The organism is Candidatus Cloacimonadota bacterium (assembly GCA_016932035.1).
In the GTDB taxonomy this organism is placed as follows: domain Bacteria; phylum Cloacimonadota; class Cloacimonadia; order JGIOTU-2; family JGIOTU-2; genus Celaenobacter.
In genome coordinates this window covers 1-20,467 of sequence record JAFGDR010000035.1, presented here as the reverse complement: position 1 = coordinate 20,467, position 20,467 = coordinate 1, and the positions used below count along the sequence as shown (strand labels likewise).

The 20,467-nt window shown below is 39.7% G+C and carries 38 protein-coding genes; 30 read left to right on the top strand and 8 right to left on the bottom strand.

What is annotated here, in order from left to right:
- Window positions 1-5: 5 nt before the first annotated feature.
- The 30 genes from rplD to JW794_06070 all read left to right on the top strand — a co-directional run bounded on the left by rplD (window position 6) and on the right by JW794_06070 (window position 14,808).
- Complete coding sequence (rplD, locus tag JW794_06215) at window positions 6-623, top strand: 50S ribosomal protein L4 (protein MBN2017705.1); 618 nt, start codon at window positions 6-8, stop codon at window positions 621-623.
- Window positions 620-916 (top strand): 50S ribosomal protein L23, encoded by a 297-nt coding sequence (gene rplW / locus JW794_06210; GenBank protein MBN2017704.1) that lies wholly within the window; start codon window positions 620-622, stop codon window positions 914-916. The genes rplD and rplW overlap by 4 nt, the downstream gene beginning before the upstream one ends.
- 87 nt (window positions 917-1,003) lie before the next feature.
- Window positions 1,004-1,834: a 50S ribosomal protein L2 gene (rplB, locus tag JW794_06205; GenBank protein ID MBN2017703.1), complete on the top strand. Its 831-nt coding sequence runs from the start codon at window positions 1,004-1,006 to the stop codon at window positions 1,832-1,834.
- Window positions 1,835-1,848: 14 nt separating this feature from the next.
- Window positions 1,849-2,136, top strand: a complete 288-nt coding sequence (gene rpsS / locus JW794_06200) for a 30S ribosomal protein S19 (protein ID MBN2017702.1) — start codon at window positions 1,849-1,851, stop codon at window positions 2,134-2,136.
- A 1-nt stretch (window position 2,137) separates the two neighbouring features.
- Window positions 2,138-2,482, top strand: a complete 345-nt coding sequence (gene rplV, locus JW794_06195) for a 50S ribosomal protein L22 (protein MBN2017701.1) — start codon at window positions 2,138-2,140, stop codon at window positions 2,480-2,482.
- Between the two features lie 8 nt (window positions 2,483-2,490).
- Window positions 2,491-3,162, top strand: a complete 672-nt coding sequence (rpsC, locus tag JW794_06190) for a 30S ribosomal protein S3 (protein ID MBN2017700.1) — start codon at window positions 2,491-2,493, stop codon at window positions 3,160-3,162.
- Between the two features lie 15 nt (window positions 3,163-3,177).
- Entirely contained in the window at window positions 3,178-3,597 is a 420-nt protein-coding gene (gene rplP, locus JW794_06185) for a 50S ribosomal protein L16 (protein ID MBN2017699.1), read from the top strand.
- Between the two features lie 4 nt (window positions 3,598-3,601).
- On the top strand, window positions 3,602-3,808 hold the full coding sequence (gene rpmC / locus JW794_06180; protein MBN2017698.1) for a 50S ribosomal protein L29: 207 nt from the start codon (window positions 3,602-3,604) through the stop codon (window positions 3,806-3,808).
- Window positions 3,809-3,817: 9 nt separating this feature from the next.
- On the top strand, window positions 3,818-4,087 hold the full coding sequence (gene rpsQ / locus JW794_06175; GenBank protein MBN2017697.1) for a 30S ribosomal protein S17: 270 nt from the start codon (window positions 3,818-3,820) through the stop codon (window positions 4,085-4,087).
- A gap of 17 nt (window positions 4,088-4,104) precedes the next feature.
- Complete coding sequence (gene rplN / locus JW794_06170; GenBank protein MBN2017696.1) at window positions 4,105-4,473, top strand: 50S ribosomal protein L14; 369 nt, start codon at window positions 4,105-4,107, stop codon at window positions 4,471-4,473.
- A 9-nt stretch (window positions 4,474-4,482) separates the two neighbouring features.
- Window positions 4,483-4,791 (top strand): 50S ribosomal protein L24, encoded by a 309-nt coding sequence (locus JW794_06165; protein ID MBN2017695.1) that lies wholly within the window; start codon window positions 4,483-4,485, stop codon window positions 4,789-4,791.
- A gap of 9 nt (window positions 4,792-4,800) precedes the next feature.
- Window positions 4,801-5,343, top strand: coding sequence for a 50S ribosomal protein L5 (rplE, locus tag JW794_06160; protein MBN2017694.1), 543 nt, complete (start codon window positions 4,801-4,803; stop codon window positions 5,341-5,343).
- 18 nt (window positions 5,344-5,361) lie between these two features.
- Entirely contained in the window at window positions 5,362-5,547 is a 186-nt protein-coding gene (locus JW794_06155; GenBank protein ID MBN2017693.1) for a type Z 30S ribosomal protein S14, read from the top strand.
- A gap of 11 nt (window positions 5,548-5,558) precedes the next feature.
- Entirely contained in the window at window positions 5,559-5,972 is a 414-nt protein-coding gene (gene rpsH / locus JW794_06150; protein MBN2017692.1) for a 30S ribosomal protein S8, read from the top strand.
- 11 nt (window positions 5,973-5,983) lie between these two features.
- Window positions 5,984-6,568, top strand: a complete 585-nt coding sequence (gene rplF, locus JW794_06145; GenBank protein MBN2017691.1) for a 50S ribosomal protein L6 — start codon at window positions 5,984-5,986, stop codon at window positions 6,566-6,568.
- Between the two features lie 9 nt (window positions 6,569-6,577).
- Complete coding sequence (locus tag JW794_06140; protein MBN2017690.1) at window positions 6,578-6,955, top strand: 50S ribosomal protein L18; 378 nt, start codon at window positions 6,578-6,580, stop codon at window positions 6,953-6,955.
- 10 nt (window positions 6,956-6,965) lie between these two features.
- Window positions 6,966-7,472 (top strand): 30S ribosomal protein S5, encoded by a 507-nt coding sequence (rpsE, locus tag JW794_06135; GenBank protein MBN2017689.1) that lies wholly within the window; start codon window positions 6,966-6,968, stop codon window positions 7,470-7,472.
- Between the two features lie 18 nt (window positions 7,473-7,490).
- On the top strand, window positions 7,491-7,685 hold the full coding sequence (gene rpmD, locus JW794_06130; protein MBN2017688.1) for a 50S ribosomal protein L30: 195 nt from the start codon (window positions 7,491-7,493) through the stop codon (window positions 7,683-7,685).
- Entirely contained in the window at window positions 7,682-8,137 is a 456-nt protein-coding gene (gene rplO, locus JW794_06125) for a 50S ribosomal protein L15 (protein ID MBN2017687.1), read from the top strand. The genes rpmD and rplO overlap by 4 nt, the downstream gene beginning before the upstream one ends.
- Complete coding sequence (secY, locus tag JW794_06120; protein MBN2017686.1) at window positions 8,137-9,450, top strand: preprotein translocase subunit SecY; 1,314 nt, start codon at window positions 8,137-8,139, stop codon at window positions 9,448-9,450. Before rplO ends, secY begins: the two co-directional genes overlap by 1 nt.
- Window positions 9,447-10,124, top strand: a complete 678-nt coding sequence (locus JW794_06115) for an adenylate kinase (protein MBN2017685.1) — start codon at window positions 9,447-9,449, stop codon at window positions 10,122-10,124. Before secY ends, JW794_06115 begins: the two co-directional genes overlap by 4 nt.
- Window positions 10,121-10,888 (top strand): type I methionyl aminopeptidase, encoded by a 768-nt coding sequence (gene map / locus JW794_06110; GenBank protein ID MBN2017684.1) that lies wholly within the window; start codon window positions 10,121-10,123, stop codon window positions 10,886-10,888. The genes JW794_06115 and map overlap by 4 nt, the downstream gene beginning before the upstream one ends.
- The gene (gene infA / locus JW794_06105) at window positions 10,889-11,107 is read left to right on the top strand and encodes a translation initiation factor IF-1 (GenBank protein ID MBN2017683.1); all 219 of its coding nucleotides are present in this window, start codon (window positions 10,889-10,891) and stop codon (window positions 11,105-11,107) included.
- Window positions 11,108-11,123: 16 nt separating this feature from the next.
- Window positions 11,124-11,240, top strand: a complete 117-nt coding sequence (rpmJ, locus tag JW794_06100) for a 50S ribosomal protein L36 (GenBank protein MBN2017682.1) — start codon at window positions 11,124-11,126, stop codon at window positions 11,238-11,240.
- Between the two features lie 12 nt (window positions 11,241-11,252).
- Window positions 11,253-11,618 (top strand): 30S ribosomal protein S13, encoded by a 366-nt coding sequence (gene rpsM / locus JW794_06095; GenBank protein ID MBN2017681.1) that lies wholly within the window; start codon window positions 11,253-11,255, stop codon window positions 11,616-11,618.
- Window positions 11,619-11,629: 11 nt separating this feature from the next.
- Window positions 11,630-12,031: a 30S ribosomal protein S11 gene (gene rpsK / locus JW794_06090; GenBank protein MBN2017680.1), complete on the top strand. Its 402-nt coding sequence runs from the start codon at window positions 11,630-11,632 to the stop codon at window positions 12,029-12,031.
- A gap of 11 nt (window positions 12,032-12,042) precedes the next feature.
- Entirely contained in the window at window positions 12,043-12,672 is a 630-nt protein-coding gene (rpsD, locus tag JW794_06085) for a 30S ribosomal protein S4 (GenBank protein ID MBN2017679.1), read from the top strand.
- A gap of 15 nt (window positions 12,673-12,687) precedes the next feature.
- The gene (locus JW794_06080; GenBank protein ID MBN2017678.1) at window positions 12,688-13,698 is read left to right on the top strand and encodes a DNA-directed RNA polymerase subunit alpha; all 1,011 of its coding nucleotides are present in this window, start codon (window positions 12,688-12,690) and stop codon (window positions 13,696-13,698) included.
- Entirely contained in the window at window positions 13,695-14,465 is a 771-nt protein-coding gene (gene rplQ / locus JW794_06075; GenBank protein ID MBN2017677.1) for a 50S ribosomal protein L17, read from the top strand. Before JW794_06080 ends, rplQ begins: the two co-directional genes overlap by 4 nt.
- A gap of 136 nt (window positions 14,466-14,601) precedes the next feature.
- Complete coding sequence (locus JW794_06070) at window positions 14,602-14,808, top strand: zinc ribbon domain-containing protein (protein MBN2017676.1); 207 nt, start codon at window positions 14,602-14,604, stop codon at window positions 14,806-14,808.
- Window positions 14,809-14,975: 167 nt separating this feature from the next.
- Here the strand turns inward: JW794_06070 and JW794_06065 are convergent, their stop codons facing one another.
- The 8 genes from JW794_06065 to JW794_06030 form a co-directional block, all read right to left on the bottom strand.
- The gene (locus tag JW794_06065; protein MBN2017675.1) at window positions 14,976-15,872 is read right to left on the bottom strand and encodes a hypothetical protein; all 897 of its coding nucleotides are present in this window, start codon (window positions 15,870-15,872) and stop codon (window positions 14,976-14,978) included.
- A gap of 5 nt (window positions 15,873-15,877) precedes the next feature.
- Entirely contained in the window at window positions 15,878-16,933 is a 1,056-nt protein-coding gene (gene ispG / locus JW794_06060) for a flavodoxin-dependent (E)-4-hydroxy-3-methylbut-2-enyl-diphosphate synthase (GenBank protein ID MBN2017674.1), read from the bottom strand.
- On the bottom strand, window positions 16,930-17,391 hold the full coding sequence (locus JW794_06055; protein ID MBN2017673.1) for a methylated-DNA--[protein]-cysteine S-methyltransferase: 462 nt from the start codon (window positions 17,389-17,391) through the stop codon (window positions 16,930-16,932). Before JW794_06055 ends, ispG begins: the two co-directional genes overlap by 4 nt.
- A gap of 32 nt (window positions 17,392-17,423) precedes the next feature.
- A complete protein-coding gene (locus JW794_06050; GenBank protein MBN2017672.1) occupies window positions 17,424-17,630 on the bottom strand; it encodes a hypothetical protein in 207 nt (68 codons plus the stop codon).
- Window positions 17,631-17,638: 8 nt separating this feature from the next.
- Window positions 17,639-18,865, bottom strand: a complete 1,227-nt coding sequence (locus JW794_06045) for an MFS transporter (protein ID MBN2017671.1) — start codon at window positions 18,863-18,865, stop codon at window positions 17,639-17,641.
- Window positions 18,866-18,885: 20 nt separating this feature from the next.
- Window positions 18,886-19,386: a GNAT family N-acetyltransferase gene (locus tag JW794_06040; protein ID MBN2017670.1), complete on the bottom strand. Its 501-nt coding sequence runs from the start codon at window positions 19,384-19,386 to the stop codon at window positions 18,886-18,888.
- 27 nt (window positions 19,387-19,413) lie between these two features.
- Complete coding sequence (locus tag JW794_06035; GenBank protein ID MBN2017669.1) at window positions 19,414-19,623, bottom strand: hypothetical protein; 210 nt, start codon at window positions 19,621-19,623, stop codon at window positions 19,414-19,416.
- Between the two features lie 195 nt (window positions 19,624-19,818).
- Window positions 19,819-20,322 (bottom strand): hypothetical protein, encoded by a 504-nt coding sequence (locus JW794_06030; GenBank protein MBN2017668.1) that lies wholly within the window; start codon window positions 20,320-20,322, stop codon window positions 19,819-19,821.
- Window positions 20,323-20,467 lie beyond the last annotated feature (145 nt).

The following is a 20,467-nucleotide window of genomic DNA, read 5'->3' as shown; positions in this document are numbered from 1 at the left end:
TTGTTATGGAAGCAATAAAGTATTCAAAAACAGGTGAAGAAATCGGAAAAGTTACTTTACCAGAAGAGCTTTTTGGCATTGAAGTCAATAAGTCGGTTCTCCATGAAGTGGTTACTGCTCTCATGCAGAATCAGCGTCAGGGTACGGCATGTGTCAAAGGACGATCTGAAGTAAAAGGTTCCACAAGAAAACTCTATCGTCAAAAAGGAACCGGTCGTGCAAGAGCCGGGAGTGCTAAAAGCCCTGTACGAGTAGGTGGCGGCGTGGCTTTCGGACCGAGACCAAAAGATTGGACTGTAACTATTCCTAAGAAGAAAAAACGTATTGCATTGAAGTCGGCTCTCAGCAGCAGAAAAGAGAATGTTGCAATTATCGAGGATATCGTAATGGAGAAGCCAAGCACTAAGACTGCACAGGATATACTGAATGCAACAAAGATCGAATTTAAGCGTTGCTTATTTGTGATGGTGGATAATGAATTAAATCTGGTTCGTTCGCTTCAAAATATTAAGAATGTTTCCAGTATCAGAGCTGAGGACCTGAATGCGTTTGAGATCATTCATGCAAGCAATATGATCATCACTGAAAAGGCATTAGAGAAGATGGAAGAGGTGTTCAAATGAGTAAGGATGCACGAGAAATAATTATTCATCCCATGATCACTGAAAAGGGAACACATATTCAGGAAGAAGCAGGCGGTTACCTTTTCAAGGTTCGTATCGATGCAAATAAGATCGAGATCAAGAAAGCAGTCGAAGAGATTTTCAAGGTTCATGTTCGCAAGGTGAACACCATAACAAATAAGGGTAAACCCAAGAATTTGGGACGCTATCAAGGTAGAAGATCTGACTGGAAAAAAGCAATCGTATATCTTGCTAAAGGTGAATCTATAAGCGAATTTGAAGTGATGCAGTAAAAAATGTTTAGTACTTCTTATTTTAATTGACATAAAATATTAACTGTTAGGTTTTTAACACCTATCCCAAAAATGGAGTAGTAATTCATGGCATTAAAGAAATATAAGGCTATTACACCCGCTAGACGGTATTATACGGGTTACTCCTTTGAAGAGATTACAAAGGAAAAACCCGAAAAGTCTCTGCTTGAACCAGCAAAAAGAAATGCTGGAAGAAACAACCAGGGAAGGATAACAATCCGTCATCGTGGGGGTGGTCATAAACGTTTTTATAGAATTATAGATTTTAAGAGACATGATAAGCAAGGAATCGTAGCTCGGGTTCACTCGATCGAGTATGATCCGAATCGTTCCGCCCGTATTGCATTATTACACTATGTTGATGGCGAAAAGCGCTACATCATTGCACCAGATAAATTAAAGGTAAATGATGTTATCATGCTCGGAGAAAATGTAGAGATCAAACCTGGTAACGCTCTTCCAATAAGGAAGATACCAATCGGTACAATGATCCATAATATTGAATTTAAGCCCGGTCGTGGTGCACAAATCGCCAGAAGTGCAGGTGTTAATGCAGAAGTCGTTGCAAAAGAAGGTAATTACGTTCATGTGAAGATGCCTTCCGGAACAATTCAGCTTCTCCGAGCAGACTGCTATGCAACTGTTGGTCAAGTCAGTAATATTGATCATTCCAAAATTTCATATGGAAAAGCAGGTAGAAAACGCTGGCTTGGACGTCGCCCTCGCGTACGAGGTGTTGCTATGAATCCTGTTGATCATCCAATGGGTGGTGGTGAAGGTAAATCATCTGGTGGTCGTCATCCTGTTTCTCCGTGGGGTACTCCCGCAAAGGGATTCAAAACCAGAAAGAAAAAGAAATATTCTGATCCCTACGTGATTAAGAAGAAACGTAAATAAGCGGAGGATTTTTAATGGCAAGGTCAGTCAAAAAAGGACCCTTTTACGATGAGCATTTGATGCTAAAAGTAGAAAAGTTGAATGAACAGAATAAAAAACAGGTCATCAAAACCTGGTCCCGTCGCTCTACGGTCATGCCCGAATTTGTCGGTCATACATTTGCAGTTCATAACGGCAAGAAGTTCGTACCTGTATTTGTAACTGAAGCAATGGTTGGGCATAAACTCGGTGAGTTCTCTCCCACAAGAACGTTCCGTGGGCATAAGGACAAGAAGGAAAAACTTGCAAGGAAACGTGGTTAATATGGAAGCGAGTGCAAAGATAAAAAACCAAAGAGGTTCAGCTCGTAAAGTACGTCTTGTTGCTGATTTGATAAGAAATAAAAAGGTCGATGAAGCACGGGATATCCTGAACTTCTCAAAAAAACGCGCAGCACGCAGTATCCTGAAAATCCTCGACTCTGCAGTTGCAAATGCTGCAAATAAATCAGGAAAAGTAGAAATTGATAAATTATTTATAAACAAGATCACCGTGGATGAGGGCATCACCATGAAACGCTGGCGTTCTCGTGCAATGGGTCGAGCAGATATGATATCAAAAAGAACTCATCATATTGCTCTGTCCGTAACCGATGAAATGGAATCGTAGGAGGCACATTGGGTCAAAAAACTAATCCCATCGGTTTTCGTTTAGGCTTTAATAAAGACTGGGAATCCGTTTGGTTCGCAAATACCCGAAAAGAATATATCGAAACATTTTATGAAGATATGCGCATTAAAGATTATTTGAGTAAAAGATTATCTGATGCTATGATCTCAAAAATTGAAATATATCGTAAAAGTGATAAATTAACTGTGGTTATCCATACAGCTAGACCTGGTATTGTTATTGGAAGAAAAGGTGCTGAGATCGAAAAAGTAAAACAAGAGCTCATTACATTTCTTAATATGAATACACAGGATGATTATGCGAAGTTGGCAATCGACGTTCAGGAAGTAAAAAAACCCGAGCTCGATGCACGTCTTGTCGGTATGGACATCGCTCGTCAGATTGAAAATAGAATTTCCTATCGTAGAGCAATGAAAAGAGCTATCGAACGTACAATGGCAGCTGGTGCGGAAGGCATCAAGATCAAAGCCAGCGGACGTCTTCATGGTGCTGAAATTGCTCGTAGTGAAGAATATAAAGATGGTCGAACACCCCTCCACACACTTCGTTCTGATATTGATTATGCAGTCTCAGAAGCTCATACCCGTTACGGTATCATTGGTATCAAAGTGTGGATCTGCAGGGGAGAACTGATGCAAAAAGAGCATCAGCAATCATAGTAAGGTACTTGATATATGTTACAGCCAAAGAAAGTTAAACATCGTAAACAGCAACGCGGAAAAAGACGCGGAAAAGCATTTGCAGGTTCTTCGCTTGATTTTGGACAGTACGGTCTCGTAACACTCGGAAACGGATGGATAACTGCACGCCAGATCGAAGCTGCTCGTATTGCGATTACCCACTATATGAAAAGAGTGGGAAAGGTCTGGATCAGGATATTCCCGGACAAGCCAATCACCCTTAAACCTGCTGAAACACGTATGGGAAAAGGAAAAGGTGCTCCGGAATATTGGGTTGCAGTTGTTAAAGCTGGAAGAGTGCTTTTTGAAATTGAAGGTGTCGATGAGCAGATTGCAAAGAGAGCACTTGAACTCGGCGGACATAAACTTCCTGTTAGAACTAAATTCATAACTCGTGATGAGGTGAGAGGTTAATATGCTGAAACCAAATGAAATCAGAGAAATGAACTTGACTGAACTCGAAATGAAAGAGCGTGACCTCCAGGAAGAATATTTCAATCTTCGTTTTCAAAAAGTGACGAACAGATTGGAAAATCCCTGGAAGCTTCACGAAGTGCGAAAAGATATTGCTCGAGTCAAAACGATCATCCGTGAAAAGCAACAACAAGAGAAAAAGGCAGAGTAGTAGGTCTCAATGGATAAGGAAAAAGTTTCAACTCGTCATAAACCGACACGTATCGGTGTTGTCGTGAGTGATAAAATGGATAAAACCCTTGTAGTGAAGGTTGAAAGAAAATTTCAGCATCCACTCTATGGAAAATATATTAGAAAACATAAGAATTTTCATGTGCACGATGAGAAGAACGAAGCTCATACGGGTGATACAGTAAAGATCGAAGAATTTCAGCCCGTAAGTAAGACAAAACGTTGGAAACTCATCGAGATCATTGAAAAAAGTAAGTAGGATATTAGGGAGTTCCAATGATACAGCAGGAGACTGTTCTTAAAGTTGCAGATAATTCCGGTGCAAAAGTTGTGAAATGTATAAAAGTATTAGGTGGTTCTCGCCGCCGTTATGCTGGACTTGGTGATGTTATTACCCTTTCTGTAAAATCTGCCATCCCTCACAGTGATGTGAAAAAAGGCAGTATTCATAGGGGAGTGATCGTGCGTACAAAGAATGCTGTCCGCCGTTCAGATGGTTCCTATATTCGCTTTGGTGATAATGCAGTTGTGCTCATTAATGAAATCATGGAACCAAAAGGAACACGTATTTTTGGTCCGGTTGCACGTGAATTAAGAGAAAAGAAATTCATGAAGATACTTTCTCTTGCCCCAGAGGTTGTGTAGGAGTCTCATATGAGAATTAAAAAAGATGATAAAGTAAGAGTCATTTCAGGTGAATATAAAGGTGTTGAAGGTGTTGTGCTTAAGTCTTTTCCTGAAAAGAATAAGGTTATTGTTGAAAAAGTGAACTTTATTAAAAAGCACCAACGTCCAACCCAGCAGAATCCTTCTGGTGGTGTTATTGAAATGGAAGCACCGATCAGTGTGTCTAATGTTCAATTTATATGCCCGAAATGCGGAAAACCTTCAAAACCCAGAATGAAAATTTTGGAAGATAAAAGTAGAATTCGTTACTGCACCAGATGCGGTGATATGGTCTAACGAGGAACAATGAGTAGATTACAAGATAAATTCAAAAAGGATATCATACCTGAGCTCGAGAAAAAACTTGAACAGGCAAATGTGATGGATGTCCCGAAACTGAAAAAGGTGACAGTAAATATTGGTGTTGGCGAAGCAACAGAAAACAGAGCCTCACTCGATAATGCACGTAAAGAAATCGAAACGATCACAGGTCAGCATGCAGTGATAACACATGCAAAAAAGTCGATCTCGAATTTCAAACTGCGAAAAGGAATGCCTATCGGAGCAATGACCACGCTTCGCGGTGAGAAAATGTATGAGTTCGTTGATAAACTCATCAGTATTGTGCTTCCACGAATTCGTGACTTCAATGGAATCTCTCCTCACGGATTTGACGGACGCGGTAATTATACATTGGGTGTCAAAGAGCAGATCGTTTTCCCTGAGATCGATTATGATAAAGTAGATAAAGTTCGTGGTTTGAACATCACTTTTGTGACATCAGCAAAAACTGATGAAGAGGGTTTTGCACTTCTTAAAGCTCTTGGCATGCCCTTTGCTCAGAAATAAAACTATTAAGGAAAATATATGGCACGTAAAGCGTTGATTGTTAAATCGAAAAGAGAAAAAAAATTCAAAGTTCGAGATTATAATAGATGTGAGCTGTGTGGAAGACCTCGCGCCTATCTGCGAGACTTCGGAATTTGTAGATTATGCTTCAGAAAGCTAGCTTTGGAAGGTAAGATTCCAGGCGTTAAAAAAGCGAGCTGGTAATCGGAGGATCTATGGCAAATTTTGACCCAATCGCACAAATGCTTACTGTTATTCGCAATGGAATCCAGGCGAAGAAAAATGCTGTTGTTATCGATTCTTCTAATTTAAAAAAGAATATTGTTCGCATTCTTCATGAGGAGAATTTCATATCCAAATATGTCATTCTTGAACCATCAGAAGAAGAGAATCGAAAATTCGAACAGATCAAGATCTATCTTCGTTATGTGAACGATCTGGAATCTGTTATCAAGGGCTTGGAAAAAGTCAGTAAACCAGGTAAACGAGTTTACGTTGATTCAAAAAATATTCCTGTTGTGTTCAATCATATCGGTATTGCAATCCTTTCCACCAATAAAGGCGTTCTCATAGATAGAGATGCCAGGAAATATAATGTTGGTGGTGAGTATATCTGTAAAATTTGGTAAAGGGGTATTCAATGTCCAGAATAGGAAAAGAACCGATAGTCATTCCTGAAAACGTAAAAGTTGATATCAAAGGTCAGCATGTAAAAGTAACAGGTCCGCTTGGAGCTCTTGAGCGAGATCTGAACGCTGGAATCACTATTAAGATAAAAGATAATACAGCTGTAATTGAAAGAAAAGATGATGAAAAGCAGACGAAGAGCCTTCACGGATTGAACCGATCATTAGTAGCAAACATGGTAGAAGGTGTGTCTAACGGCTATTTAAGAAAACTCATGATCGTTGGAACCGGTTATAAAGCAGAGATCAACGGTAAATGGCTTGTGCTTAGCCTGGGCTTTTCTCATGATGTGTATTTTGAAATCCCGAAAGATGTGAAAGTGGAAATCGAGAAGATCGGTCGTGCAGAAGCAAGCACTATTCCCGGTCTGCAGGCGATCATCGACTTTCGTAGTCATAATAAAGAAATGCTTGGTGCTGTCTGTGCTGCTATTCGTGATATAAAACCCCCTGAATCTTACAAAGGAAAAGGTGTCCGTTATGCTGATGAGCATATCCATATCAAACCCGGTAAGGTTGCTGGTGGGGCAGGCGCATAAGGAGCAGGTATGTTGAAGAAAAAAGTAAAGAAAAATATATTATTAAGAAATCGCCGCAAAGTTGCTATCCGCAATAAGATAACTGGTACTGCAGATCGACCTAGAATCACTGTTTATAAAAGTTTAAAGAATATATACGCACAGCTTATAGACGATGACAAAGGTATCACGATTTGCGCAGCTTCGAGCTTGAGCCCCGAATTCAAGGAACAAGTAAAAGCTGAAATGAAGCCGGTTGAAAAAGCAGCACTCATTGGTGAGATCTTTGCAAAGAAATGTCTTGAAAAGAAGATCAAAAAAGTTAGTTTTGATAGAAATGGTTTCAAGTACCATGGTCGTGTAAAAGCCCTTGCAGAAGGTGCTCGAAAAGCCGGTCTGGAATTTTAGGAGTGTTGTAATGGAAGATCGAAGAGAACGTAATGAAGATGAATTAATATACGAACAGGTCGTTGATACCAATCGTGTAGCCAAAGTTATCAAAGGTGGAAGACACTTCAGCTTTAATGCAACTGTTGTTGTTGGTGATAAGAACGGTAAGGTCGGTGTTGGTATGGGAAAAGCTAATGAAGTTATCCCCGCGATCAACAAAGCCAAGGATAAAGCAAAAAAATCACTTTTTGGATTCCCAATCCGTAACGGTACGATTCCTCACATGATCGTTGGTAAATTCAGAGGTAGTAAAGTCCTCCTCAAACCGGCAGCACCCGGTACAGGCGTTATTGCAGGTGGACCCGTACGTGCAATTCTTGAAGCAGCCGGTGTGGAAAACGTGCTGACAAAATCTCTTGGTTCAAGCACAAAGCACAACATGGTAAAAGCAACAGTGATCGCACTCAAAGCTCTCAGATCACATGAAGAAGTTGCAAAGCTTCGCGGTAAAACAGTTGCTGAGCTGGTATCATAAATAAAGGTTTATTGAGACATGAAACTTAAAATAACGTTAGTAAAAAGTCCGATCGGGCAAAAACCCGGTATACGAAAAACTGTCGAAGCATTAGGTCTTCGAAAGCTTCATCATTCTGTTGTCCAGAAAGATACTGATCCTGTAAAAGGAATGATCAGAACTGTTGCACATTTAGTGGACGTTGAAGAAATCAAAGGAAGAGGTTCGAAATGAAGTTAAATGAATTAAAACCTCCCCGAAATTCACGAAAAAGAAAAACAAGACTTGGAAAAGGTGACGGCTCAGGAACCGGTAAAACAAGTGGACGCGGTATGAATGGACAGAAGTGCAGAAGCGGTGCCAGCATTCCGAACTGGTTTGAAGGTGGTCAAATGCCCATCCATCGCAGACTGCCCATGAAAGGTTTCAATAATAGTAAATTTTCCAAGAAATATAGAATCGTTTCCTTGAATGCTCTTGCAGAAATCGAAGAAAGCATCATCGACATTGAACTTATGGAAAAACTCGGTCTTATCGACAAACAAAATCATAGTGTTCAAATGGTTAAGGTGTTAGCGAACAAGGAAAATAAATTTGATAAAAAGAAAGTAATCAAAGCCAACAGTTTTAGCAGATCAGCAATCGAAATCATTGAGAAAGTTGGCGGAAAAGCAGAGGTTGTATAGTGCTGAAATCACTATTTAACGTCTTTAAAGTACCCGAACTCAAGAAGAAAGTTCTTTTCACGCTTGGTATTCTTATTGTTTATCGTCTTGGAAGCCATATACCCACTCCCGGTATCAATACAGTTGCACTTGGTGAATTCTTTGCAACGCAAGGGAATACACTCTTTGGTATGATGGATCTTTTTGTGGGTGGTAACCTGAGTAAGGCAACGATTTTTGCTTTGGGTATCATGCCATACATTACTGCTTCCATTGTGATGCAGCTTCTTGGCGGTGTGATCCCTTATTTTGAAAAACTCAAAAAAGAGGGTCCCGAAGGACAGAAAAAGATCACTCAATACACTCGTTATGGAACAGTTATTATTGGTGTCTTTAATGCATTCTGGATTACAACTTTCCTTGAGAGCATTACAACTCCTTCCGGTATTGCAGCAGTACCATTCCCGGGACTTGGTTTTAAGTTTGTAACCATTCTCACTCTAGTTACCGGTACGATCTTCATTATGTGGCTCGGTGAACAGATAACAGAAAAAGGTATCGGTAATGGTATCTCGCTCATCATCTTTATCGGTATCATAGCTCGTTATCCAAATGGATTCATTAATATGTTCAAGATGGTTGCAACAGGCAACATGAGCATTCTTCTTGCAATTGTGGTTATTGTATTCATGGTTCTGATAACTGCTGCAGTAATTCTTATCACAGAGGCAACGAGAAAGATACCAGTTCAATATGCAAAACGTGTTATAGGCAGGAAAATCTATGGCGGACAGGCAACGCATATTCCTTTGAAGGTTAACTCCGCTGGTGTTATTCCAATTATTTTTGCGCAGTCAGTTCTTATGTTCCCTCAAACAATTGCCACGTTCTTTAAAGATAGTGATTTCATGCACAATCTTGCAAACTGGCTTTCTCCTGGAGCATTTCTTCACACGTTCCTCTACGTGATCATGATTGTGTTCTTTGCGTATTTCTATACTGCTATTGTGCTCAATCCAACAGAGATTGCTGAAAATATGAAAAAATACGGTGGTTTCATCCCCGGACGTAAACCCGGAAAGCGAACTGCCGAATATATAAATAGTGTTATTGTTCGTATCACTTTGCCCGGTGCAATTTTCTTTGCTTTCATCGCTGTTATACCGACATTCCTGATTCAATGGGCGCGTCTGCCGTTCTATTTCGGTGGAACCGGTTTGATTATTATTGTCGGTGTGGCGCTTGATACACTCAAGCAAATTGAATCTCACCTCGTTATGCGTCATTATGACGGTTTTATGAAAAAAGGTAAATTGCGAGGAAGATCAAGGTGATCGACGAAAAAAAACGCATAGTTGTGTTATTAGGTCCTCCCGGAGCAGGGAAGGGTACCCAGGCAGCATATATCAAAGAAAAGTATGCAATTCCTCATATCTCGACCGGTGAAATACTGAGAGAGAACATCAAAAATGGAACAACTCTTGGAATAGAAGCAGATAAGTATATGCATAAAGGTGAGCTTGTTCCCGATGATCTCGTTTTCGAAATGCTGAAAGACAGGGTGAGTCAGCCGGATTGTGCTGAAGGTGCTTTATTTGACGGTTTTCCAAGAAATCAGGATCAGGCAGACATGTTCTTTGATTTGCGGTATATTTCTAAACAATCAGTTGTTTGTGCAATTCTTATAGATATTCCTGATGCAGAAGTAATAAAGAGATTATCAAACAGACGCGCTTGCCCGAAATGCAAAAGCATCTATAATCTTATTCATAAAGTGCCTGAGAAAAAAATTGGTGATACCTACCTGTGTGACAAGTGCGGCGCAGAACTGATTATTCGTGATGATGATAAAGTCGAGACTATTCAGAACAGATTGAAGGTCTTTCATAACACTGCCGTTCCTCTAATTACCTATTTCGAGAAGAAAAATGTTCTTCATAAAGTAAATGGTGTAACTTCCCCGGACGAGATTTTCAAGCAGATCGAGGGTATTCTCGATAACGTATGATCACGATCAAGAATGCCAGGGAGATCCAGTTCATGAGGAAGAGCAATGCTCTCGTTGCCCTTATCCTGGATGAGATCCATGATATGATCAAACCAGGTGTTATTGCTTTTGATCTGAATGCTAAAGCAGAAGAGATCATCAGAGATCACAAGGCTGAATCTGCATTTAAAGGGTATGTTATGGATGATCTCGATCCTTATAAATATGCAATTTGTGCTTCTGTAAATGATGAAATCGTGCATGGGTATTCTACCAAAGATAAAATTTTAAAAGACGGTGATATAATTGGTATAGATGTGGGCGTGAAGATGAATGGATTCTGTGGTGATGCAGCCCGTACATTTGTTGTCGGTTCCATTACCAAGAATGTTCGGTTTCTTCTCGATTGTACAAAGAAAGCTCTCAATAATGCAATAATGCAGTGTAGACCAGGAAACAGAATTGGTGACATCTCTGCATCTATTGAAGAGACTGCACTTGAAAATGGACTGCACGTTGCAGATTGGCTTACTGGGCACGGAATCGGGAGAACGCTTCATGAAGATCCCATGATTCCGAATGTCGGTAAAAAGGGAACAGGACCTATACTCAAACCGGGCATGACGCTCTCGATCGAGCCGATGTTCAATATTGGAACGTCAAAAACTGTAGAAAAAGAATGGGTTTTTTACACGATGGATGGTTCACCATCAGCGCATTTTGAAAACACCATTCTCATCACAGAGAATGAACCAGAGATTTTAACGAAAACAAGGAGCTCATAAGTGGCTAAAGACGGACTCATAGAAGTAGACGGTACAGTCGTTGAAGCGCTTCCCGGTACGAAATTTATCGTGGAACTGGAAAATGGTCATAAAGTACATGCTCATATTTCCGGTAAGATGAGAATGCATTATATACGCATTCTTGTGGGAGATAAGGTGAAGATGGAACTCTCTCCTTATGATCTCAACAAAGGTCGTATCGTTTATCGTTATAAATAAAATAAAGGATTTTTAAATGAAAGTTCGAGCATCAGTTAAAAAACTTTGTAAAGATTGCAAAATTGTTAAGCGCAAAGGGCGCATATATGTGATTTGTTCATCAAATCCAAAACATAAACAGAGACAAGGTTAACAAGGAGGCACTTTGGCACGTATAGCAGGTGTTGATTTACCGAATGAGAAGCGCATTGAAATAGGCTTAACTTACATCTTTGGCATAGGTCGTTCAACCTCGCAAGAGATTCTGGAAAAAGCTGGTATTGATATGAATACAAAAGTAAAAGATCTTACTGACCAGGATATCATTACGCTCCGTGATATCATCAGAGATCATTATGTGATCGAAGGTGACTTGCGTAAAGAGAGAACCATGAATATCAAACGTCTGATGGAAATTGGATGTTATCGTGGTTTACGTCACAGAGTAGGTCTTCCAGTTCGAGGACAGAGCACTCACTCAAATGCCCGAACACGTAAGGGCCCGAGAAGCAGTCGAGTCGGCAGGAAGTAGCAGGAGAAAAGATGGCAGTAAAAGGTAAACAGAAAAAAGTAGTTAGAAAAAAGAAAGTCCGTCTGCAGGAAACTGACGGCGTGGCTCATATTCAGGCAACATTCAATAATACGATCATTACGATTACCGACAGAAAAGGTAATGTGATCGCCTGGTCAAGTTGTGGTAAAAATGGATTTAAGAATTCAAAGAAAAGTACATCCTATGCAGCGCAGCAGACAGCAAAAGATATTGCCGCCACAGTTTTGAATATGGGCTTGAGAAATATACATGTTCGAGTAAGTGGACCCGGTTCTGGAAGAGATTCTGCAGTTCGTTCACTTCAAGCAGAAGGTTTGAATGTGTTGTCTATTCTTGATACGACTCCCATCCCTCATAATGGTTGCCGTCCACCTAAACGAAGAAGAATTTAAGAGGATATATAATGGCTAGATATTTAGGCTCGAAATGTAAATTATGCAGAAGAGAAGGCGTGAAACTCTTTCTTAAAGGTGCTCGATGCTTCACCCAGAAATGCAGTATTGAACGCAGAAATACTCCTCCCGGTGAAAGTAGGAGAAAATATCGTGGAAAACTTAGTGATTATGCTATTCACCTGAGAGAGAAGCAAAAAGCAAAAAGAACATACGGTCTTCTCGAGAGACAATTTAAAAATTATTTTAAGAAAGCATCAAAGATGCAGGGCGTGACAGGCGAAAACCTGTTAAGGCTTCTCGAAACACGCCTGGATAATGTTCTCTATAGAATGAGTTTTGCAACATCCCGAAATGCAGCACGACAGCTCGTAAACCACGGTCATGTACTGGTTGACGGCAAAAGAGTTGATATTCCTTCATTTCTCGTTGCACCTGGACAGAAGATCGAGATAAGAAATAATAGCAGACAAATGCCCAATATCCATGAAGCAATGCAAGCACATAAGAGCTTAGACCAGTTTACATGGCTTGAAGTACATCCTGAAGAATTCTCAGGTTATGTCAAAGCTATGCCGACAGCTGAGCAGCTTCCTCAGGATATTGATCATAGATTGATTATTGAGTTCTACTCTAAATAATACAGAGGAGTACACATGGTTGATTTAGAACCAATCCAACTGCCTACATATATAAAAAAAGACGAAAAGACCTATTCGAATACCTATGGCAAATTCACCATTGGTCCCTTCGAGCAAGGATTTGGCACAACGATCGCGAATTCCTTTCGCCGTGTGCTCTTATCCTCAATACAGGGCGGTGCAGTACGCTTTGTGAAGGTTCATGGACTTCAGCACCAATATGCAGCTATTCCAGGTGCCCGTGAAGATTATATCGAACTCATTCTTAATCTAAAGAATCTTGTCCTTAAAATAAATAGCAATGCAGAACAGAAGCTGGAACTCTCAATAAAAGGCCCCGGCAAAATAACTGCTGGGCAGATTACGGTACCCAAAGATGTGGAGATTATCAATAAAGACTTGTATCTTTTGGAACTGGTCGAAGATGTGGATTTCCATATGGAACTTTGGGCAAACAACGGTATCGGTTATGTCCGTGAAAACGAGCATGATACATCCGAAACACAGATTGGGGTCATTCCTATCGACTCCATCTATTCTCCAATCAGAAAAGTAAATTTCACGATTGGCAGAGAACGTGTAGACGAGAAGATCGATTATGATAAGATCATTCTCGAAATGTGGACTGACGGAAGTATCGTACCTGAGGATGCGCTGAGTTTATCAGCAAAAATTCTGAAAGATTGTTTCCAGGCAATTATCCAGTTCAAAGAAGAACCCAAATATATCAAGAGAGAGAAGATCGATCCTGAACTGAAGAACCTTCAAAAGCTCATGAAGATGAAGGTTACAGAACTCGAATTAAGTGTGCGTTGCAGCAACTGCCTTGCAGCTTCGAAGATCGAATACGTAAAGGAACTGGTAGCAAAAACCGAAAACCAGCTTCTCCGCTTACGTAATTTCGGAAAGAAATCTCTTGACGAGGTAAAGACTGTTCTCGATCGTTATGGATTGAAACTTGGTATGGACATAGAGAAAATTGACGACCAACTTGAAACTCTCAAAAAAATTGAGGAACAAAAATGAGACATCACAGAAAAGGTACAACATCATTTGGAAGACTTTTAGGGCAAAAGAAAGCTCTTTTGAATAATCTTGTTAAATCACTCTTGGAAAATGAGAGAATCGAAACAACTCATGTGCGTGCAAAAGAGACAGGACGCCTTGCTGAAAAGCTTATCACATATGGTAAGAAGGACACTGTTCATTCACGCAGACAAGCATATAAAATTTTAAAAGACAGAGATCTGGTAAAGAAACTTTTTGATGAGATCGCACCACAATTCAAAAACAGGAATGGTGGATATACCCGTGTCATTAAAACAGGTTTTCGTATTGGTGATGCAGCTCCAACAGCAATTGTCGAATTTGTCGAAGAAGAAGTCGCAACCAAAAAGAAGAAGAAATCAAAAGTTGAAAAACCAAAGACTGCAAAGAAACCTGTAGATAAGAAAAAAGAAGAAAAACCAGCAGAAAAAGTAGTACCCGAAACGAAAGAAGAAGTTGAAGAAGTAGCAGAAGAAGTCGTTGTCGAACCTGAAGAAGAGAAAGTACCTGAGACCGTTGAACCTGAAATCGAAGAAGATCAGGAAGATCTCGAAGAGGCGAAAGAAGAAGTGGAAGAAGCCTTGAATGAGGAAGTTACAGAAGATGAACCTGTAGAAACTGAAGAAGAAGTTGCAGAAGAAAAAGTTGAAGAAGAAGAGAAAGTTGAACCCGAGCCAGAGAAGAAAGAAGAACCTCAGAAAGAAGAAAAATCAGAAGAAGTAGTTGACAAAGAAAAATCTAAATGATTAATTTTACATAAAGTTTTCCCCCTAAAGCGGTAGCTATATCGCTTTAAAGACCTCCTCAGCCCAGGTGGCCTCCCCTCTGCCTGGGCTGTTTGCTATGGAAAAATTTGAGTAAGAAAATGATTTAGGAGTAACCATGAAAGGTAAATGGATTTGCCCGAAATGTAAAAATGACGAATTTGAAACAGACCAGTTCCAGGCAACTGGTGGCACATTCACAAAACTCTTCAACGTCCAGAGTAAACGATTCACAACGATAACCTGCACAAAATGTAAATATACAGAGATCTATAAAGCTTCAACGAATGACCTTCTGAATATTTTGGACTTCTTCACGAATTAGAATTTCGATTAGAGAAAAACTATCTAAAACGATTATCATGATTTCCAAAGGATAAACCTTCGGAAATTACATTTAAGGGTTAGACAGGTTTATCCCGTCATTTGTGATTTGATATTTAAATCGGATTTTTCGTTTATATCAGATCAACTCAGGCAGCTGACCCTACATTATTGAAACTTTTCAGCTTCCTTTAAAACACCGAACTGCAAACCACGATCACTAACAAATATTTTATTAACGCGTAAGTATGTAAATATGTTCTCCAATATGATCGTTCCTGATAACAATACATCCGATCTATGCGGATCAAAGGGAATGAGTTTCTCAATTTCAGTATAAGATAAGCGCTGCCATAATGATTTGAAATATTCAATATCCTGCAATGTGAGGATCTGCTTATGCACTTTTTCGGGATCCCAAATCTTCAATCCATGTTTTACTGCAACAAGATTCGTAACCGTTCCGCCAACACCTACTACCTTATAATCTTCAGGAAGATGTTGTGCTACTTTCGATTCCTGTAAGATCTTCTTACAAAAACAAGATTTATCATGATTAGTTTCAAAATCATTGTTGAGTCTGCGGACACCCATTTTCGTGCTGATGGAATAATCAAGTTTTCCTTGTTGCACCACCAAAAACTCAGTACTCCCACCGCCAATATCAAAAATAATCAGGTTTTCGTATTCAGAAAAATCATTCTTATTTGCTAGATAGATGTAATAGACTTCCTGTTCCTCTGATAAAATATGATAGGGTAAATCAAACTCATTTTTCAGCCAATCTGATAGATCTGAAATATTATTAGCTTCCCTTGATGCTGATGTACCGGTGATGATGATCTTTTGTACATTATATTCCTGAGATGTAGCTATAAAATTTATCAGAATTGCTTTAGCTCGTTCAATTCCATCCTGAGTCAACATTCCATTTTTCATCCCTTTTCCAAGTGATGAAGTCTGTGCATCTCTATGAAGGACTGATATGTTATCTTTATGTTTTTCCGCGATCAAGAGAAGGATTGAATTCGTTCCAACATCGATGATCGAATAGATTTTTCCCATCTAGATTATATGAGATTTGAGATTTCCCTTGAAAGTTCAGATATAATTCTATCTTCTGGAATTTTCCTGACGATCTCTCCCTTTTTAAAAAGAACTGCCTGACCTCTTCCGCCGGCAATACCGATATCTGCTTCCTTAGCTTCACCCGGTCCATTCACCACACAACCCATGATCGCAATAGAAATATTCTTTTCGATCTTCATTTTTCGTACTTCAGCTTCAACTTGTTTCGCAATTGGAATGATGTCGATCTCTGTTCTTCCGCAGGTAGGGCACACAATGATGTGTGGTCCTTTTCTGAGATCGAGTGCACGAAGAATCTCGACACCAACCTTTACCTCTTCCACTGGTTCTTCTGCCAGCGATACACGTATCGTATCACCGATTCCTTCAGAAAGAAGTGTTCCGATGCCAATCGAGGATCGAATGGTGCCTGAGAAGGCTGTGCCGGCTTCTGTAACTCCTACATGCAGAGGAAAGTTGAATGCTTTGCTGATTTTTCTGTAGGATTCGATCGTAAGCGGTACTGACGAAGCCTTTAATGAAAGTTTTATATCATAAAATTTCTGCGACTCGAAAAATTGCACATGACGCATCGCACTTTCAACCAAAGCATCAGAGGTAACTCCAAGTTTCTTTTTGATGTCCTTTTCAAGTGAACCGGCATTCACACCAATTCGTATCGGAATGCATGCCTGTTTTGCTGCATCGATGATAAGTTTTACCCTATCGTTACTTCCAATATTACCGGGATTGATGCGAATGCAATGCACACCTTTTTCAATTGCCTGGATCGCCAACTCATGATTGAAATGTATATCCCCGATAACTGGTATCGGTGACCGATCTAAAATGGTCGGAAGTGCTTCGACTGTTTTCTCATCCGGAATTGCTACCCGAATAATATCGCAACCATGTGCTGCGCAGGCATAGATCTGTTCGAGTGTTTTGTCTGGATCACGGGTGTCGGTATTGGTCATGGACTGCACAGAGATGGGTGCATCACCACCGACCTTAACATTACCAACCGCTATTAGCCTTGTTTTTCTTCGTAGCATCATGCGTTCTTTTTCTCGAAATCCAATAAACCTTGCTTAATATCGATCCCTCCGCCAAAACCCCCAAGGTCACCATCAGAACGAACCACACGGTGGCAAGGAATGATTATGGGAATTGGATTTACATGATTAGCGTTTCCCACAGCCCTCGAAGATTTTGGATGTCCGATCCCTTCTGCAACCTGCTGATATGTACGGGTTTCGGCATAGGGAATCCGCTGGAGATATTCCCAAACTTTTGTCTGAAAAGGGGTTCCTACAAGAACAAGCGGCAGATTAAAGGCTTTTCTCTTTCCTGAAAAAAATTCTTTGAGTTGATCGACATACTGGTTTTTATTCGAATGCTCAAAAACTACATCCCCATCCTTTGCATCGAACTGGATCGTATGTAATCCTTCTTCAGAAAAAGTAAGAAGAAGGTTCCCGAAATCTGTTTTAATAAAACTCTGTTTAAATTTCATGATTTACCTACTGAGTATTATATATAAGTTTGTCAATCTTTGCTCAACTCCCAAATGAGTGCATTGCCTTTTCTGCGCTTTCGTATCAATCCGATCTCAGATTCCAGCTGTGCAACCCAGGTTGGACATGGTGTTTTGTAGGGCAATGTTTCCAAATCTTTCAGCTCCTTCCACGTCAAACCTTCGGGATGCTGGATCAATGCTGTTCTTATAGTTGTTTTAAATTCTTCAAACCGCATATATTATTTTAATACTTATTATTATAAGATTCTGAAATCTTGAGATGATCGTGTTTGCGAAGTTCGGGAAGTACAAGTATGAATCCAAGAAATGAAAGGCCTGTGATTACAGCGCAGAATATGAAGAATAGGTGAAAATGACTCGTCCCGATGATAGCAGCTCCGATAATAGGTCCAAGAAAGAAACCGCCATCAACCATTTCGGTTCCAAAATTCTGGTTCAACGACTGAAGTCTTGGTTTTGAGATACGGAACAGAACTGCATGAAGTACTGGATGGGCAACACCCCAGCAAAATCCGCATATCGGTGCCATTGCATAGAAGAACACGGGTCCCTTCGTAACAGCAAGCCCAGCGTACGCAAGTACCAGAATAGCCAACGATCCGGCGATCAGTATTGACGCCTTGAATCTATCCATAAATTGACCACCAACCAGACGCACAAGGATCATCATAACGATCGCAATAGTGAAGAAAAGTCCCGGATTCTCAACATCGATATGTGCACCGAATTGTGCGCAATACATAAACGATGCGGCAATGCATACAAACAGTACAAGGATGATAGCAAGGACGACAAGTATTTTTGGTTGGGAAAGATCTTTGAAATATTCTTTATGAGAGATGTGCTTTTCCTTGATTTTCAACTCATTTCCCTGTGCATCTTTTGGATGGATCAATAGTAGTAACGGATAAATAACAAGCATAAGCACTCCGGTGGCAGCAAGCACTTTGTCAAATCCACCGAGAAGCTTGGTGAGAGGATCGAGTAAGGGTGGAACAATTGCCATAGGAAGCAGCATACTTGCTGAAGTGAAGCTGAAAGCTAGGCTCGCTTTCTTGGGTGGGATGAACGCCACAATAAGCGCCATCTTGGACGCTGCCATGCAAACATAAGCTGCACCATGAACAAACCTCAGAATGAGTAATGGCACAATCGTTCCTGCCAGGAGATAGAGAAAAAGCGATGCAATATCCACGAGTGTGCCGATCGCAATCCATTTTCTGGCGTTCGATGGGAAAAGAAAAGGGCTGATAAGCGGTCGCAGTACCAAACCGCTGAGCGAGAAAGCACTGATAATAATCCCGATGACTCCCGGACGAAATCCCTCGGCTGCAAGATACGGAGCAAAGGTGAAGAAAACCGCAAGATTCAGGTATGCAAGAAAGATCATGATGTTGAGTGATATGAAATCCTTGCTGAAAAGTTTGTGTGTGGTGTTTACCTGATCCATGAATTAATGCATCCTCATCTTCACGCTATTTGCTTGATCATGACTGTTCCAACAATGCCGCTCAACTCTTCTACTCGCGATTGTTTTCGATCCTGTACCATCATTCCCATTGCAGTATAAAAAGGAATTGCAGATGAACCAAGTGTGACCAGTTTCATCTCGTCATACCCATCCTGAGTGATCTCTGTTTCTGCTTTTTCGAAAAGCTTCCTTCCAATACCGGTTTTGTGAAACAGAGGATCGACATATAACTTTGTAACTTCATTATTTCTGATGGATACAATTCCAACAATGTGATCTTCTTTGAGTGCAATAAAATATTTCTGCGTTTGTGATTCTCTGCGAATTGTTGCTTTAGAGCCGCGCACTTTGATAAGAAAATTCTTTGCTGGTTCCGAAAATCCTTCCTCTTCAGCCAACCATGTGTAGCACTTTTCAAGAAGATAACATACATCCTGAATGTAAGATTCTTTGAGTGGAGCTATTGATATTGCCTTCTCCGGAAAACGAGTATCGCTCATACAAAAAGTTGAAAAATGCTATGTTTTTTACCAGGAAACAAGTCCGTAAAGCAAAGCAGCAATGCCAACCACAAAATAGACAATGACGTTAATCCAGAAAAGTGTGGGTTTCTCTTTTTTTGGTATGTTAAAACCGCCTTTGACGCGGACAACTCCTTTTGTGATACCTTTATACCCGAACCAGACAAGAGCAAACCCGATGATAGAAATGATTAATCTGAGTGGTGTTGAGTTCATATATGTATTCTCCAGATTTAATTGAAATTGAATTTATTAATTGTATGTTTTGATTGTCAATCAAATTATCGATATTTTTATAGGATATAACATATTAAACTAAGCTTAATAGATTAAAAGTTCAAATATATCCATAGTTTTTTAATGAGGAAGAAAATTGATTGTAAAAAACAGTAGAATTTACCTTTTGTCTAGTTATGGAATTTTTGCAATTATTTCAAGAATTTTACCATCTATGTCAACCTTCGCTTTGATGGAATTTTTTACAATACCGCCAAAAACATTTTTACCTCTAAAAGATGTAATAACAATTAAATAATCCCCATGATCTGAATAAACTGTTTCAATGTGTTCATATGATTTAGGATCATTCATATTATTTTTTATATAATTTGTTAACTCATTATGAGAACCATCCCAAGAGTTAAATTGTTTTTCAATTCTTTCTTTTCTTAATTGTGCATCGCTCTTTGGTTTTTGTATAACAGTATCCCTACCACGGTAATGTGAAATAAGTACTAATATTACTAGCAGTAATATAAAGGCAAGACAACCTATTCCTTTATCTCTTTGAATTTTTTTATCTCGCTTCTTAATATCTTTGATTATCTCAGGTGTAAGTATATAACCACACCTGGGACAATTTTGAGCGTATTCACTTATCTTATTATTACATTCTGGGCATCGAATTAAACTCATTTTAACTCCTTTATCGATTCAAGAGTGTTTTACTTTAAGATAATATATTTTCAATAATTTTAGGTGATTATATAAAAATCGGACCAAAGTGAATATTGATCAAAAAATGGAACAGATTATCTTTTCTATAATTATATCTAAACTC

Excerpts from the sequence above, each read along its gene's own strand:
- rplD (MBN2017705.1), top strand. The coding sequence starts at position 6 with ATGGAAGCAATAAAGTATTCAAAAACAGGTGAAGAAATCGGAAAAGTT.
- rplW (MBN2017704.1), top strand. The coding sequence starts at position 620 with ATGAGTAAGGATGCACGAGAAATAATTATTCATCCCATGATCACTGAA.
- rplB (MBN2017703.1), top strand. The coding sequence starts at position 1,004 with ATGGCATTAAAGAAATATAAGGCTATTACACCCGCTAGACGGTATTAT.
- rpsS (MBN2017702.1), top strand. The coding sequence starts at position 1,849 with ATGGCAAGGTCAGTCAAAAAAGGACCCTTTTACGATGAGCATTTGATG.
- rplV (MBN2017701.1), top strand. The coding sequence starts at position 2,138 with ATGGAAGCGAGTGCAAAGATAAAAAACCAAAGAGGTTCAGCTCGTAAA.
- rplP (MBN2017699.1), top strand. The coding sequence starts at position 3,178 with ATGTTACAGCCAAAGAAAGTTAAACATCGTAAACAGCAACGCGGAAAA.
- rpsQ (MBN2017697.1), top strand. The coding sequence starts at position 3,818 with ATGGATAAGGAAAAAGTTTCAACTCGTCATAAACCGACACGTATCGGT.
- rplN (MBN2017696.1), top strand. The coding sequence starts at position 4,105 with ATGATACAGCAGGAGACTGTTCTTAAAGTTGCAGATAATTCCGGTGCA.
- JW794_06165 (MBN2017695.1), top strand. The coding sequence starts at position 4,483 with ATGAGAATTAAAAAAGATGATAAAGTAAGAGTCATTTCAGGTGAATAT.
- rplE (MBN2017694.1), top strand. The coding sequence starts at position 4,801 with ATGAGTAGATTACAAGATAAATTCAAAAAGGATATCATACCTGAGCTC.
- JW794_06155 (MBN2017693.1), top strand. The coding sequence starts at position 5,362 with ATGGCACGTAAAGCGTTGATTGTTAAATCGAAAAGAGAAAAAAAATTC.
- rpsH (MBN2017692.1), top strand. The coding sequence starts at position 5,559 with ATGGCAAATTTTGACCCAATCGCACAAATGCTTACTGTTATTCGCAAT.
- rplF (MBN2017691.1), top strand. The coding sequence starts at position 5,984 with ATGTCCAGAATAGGAAAAGAACCGATAGTCATTCCTGAAAACGTAAAA.
- JW794_06140 (MBN2017690.1), top strand. The coding sequence starts at position 6,578 with ATGTTGAAGAAAAAAGTAAAGAAAAATATATTATTAAGAAATCGCCGC.
- rpsE (MBN2017689.1), top strand. The coding sequence starts at position 6,966 with ATGGAAGATCGAAGAGAACGTAATGAAGATGAATTAATATACGAACAG.
- rpmD (MBN2017688.1), top strand. The coding sequence starts at position 7,491 with ATGAAACTTAAAATAACGTTAGTAAAAAGTCCGATCGGGCAAAAACCC.
- rplO (MBN2017687.1), top strand. The coding sequence starts at position 7,682 with ATGAAGTTAAATGAATTAAAACCTCCCCGAAATTCACGAAAAAGAAAA.
- map (MBN2017684.1), top strand. The coding sequence starts at position 10,121 with ATGATCACGATCAAGAATGCCAGGGAGATCCAGTTCATGAGGAAGAGC.
- rpmJ (MBN2017682.1), top strand. The coding sequence starts at position 11,124 with ATGAAAGTTCGAGCATCAGTTAAAAAACTTTGTAAAGATTGCAAAATT.
- rpsK (MBN2017680.1), top strand. The coding sequence starts at position 11,630 with ATGGCAGTAAAAGGTAAACAGAAAAAAGTAGTTAGAAAAAAGAAAGTC.
- rpsD (MBN2017679.1), top strand. The coding sequence starts at position 12,043 with ATGGCTAGATATTTAGGCTCGAAATGTAAATTATGCAGAAGAGAAGGC.
- JW794_06080 (MBN2017678.1), top strand. The coding sequence starts at position 12,688 with ATGGTTGATTTAGAACCAATCCAACTGCCTACATATATAAAAAAAGAC.
- rplQ (MBN2017677.1), top strand. The coding sequence starts at position 13,695 with ATGAGACATCACAGAAAAGGTACAACATCATTTGGAAGACTTTTAGGG.
- JW794_06070 (MBN2017676.1), top strand. The coding sequence starts at position 14,602 with ATGAAAGGTAAATGGATTTGCCCGAAATGTAAAAATGACGAATTTGAA.
- JW794_06065 (MBN2017675.1), bottom strand. The coding sequence starts at position 15,872 with ATGGGAAAAATCTATTCGATCATCGATGTTGGAACGAATTCAATCCTT.
- ispG (MBN2017674.1), bottom strand. The coding sequence starts at position 16,933 with ATGATGCTACGAAGAAAAACAAGGCTAATAGCGGTTGGTAATGTTAAG.
- JW794_06055 (MBN2017673.1), bottom strand. The coding sequence starts at position 17,391 with ATGAAATTTAAACAGAGTTTTATTAAAACAGATTTCGGGAACCTTCTT.
- JW794_06050 (MBN2017672.1), bottom strand. The coding sequence starts at position 17,630 with ATGCGGTTTGAAGAATTTAAAACAACTATAAGAACAGCATTGATCCAG.
- JW794_06045 (MBN2017671.1), bottom strand. The coding sequence starts at position 18,865 with ATGGATCAGGTAAACACCACACACAAACTTTTCAGCAAGGATTTCATA.
- JW794_06040 (MBN2017670.1), bottom strand. The coding sequence starts at position 19,386 with ATGAGCGATACTCGTTTTCCGGAGAAGGCAATATCAATAGCTCCACTC.
- JW794_06035 (MBN2017669.1), bottom strand. The coding sequence starts at position 19,623 with ATGAACTCAACACCACTCAGATTAATCATTTCTATCATCGGGTTTGCT.
- JW794_06030 (MBN2017668.1), bottom strand. The coding sequence starts at position 20,322 with ATGAGTTTAATTCGATGCCCAGAATGTAATAATAAGATAAGTGAATAC.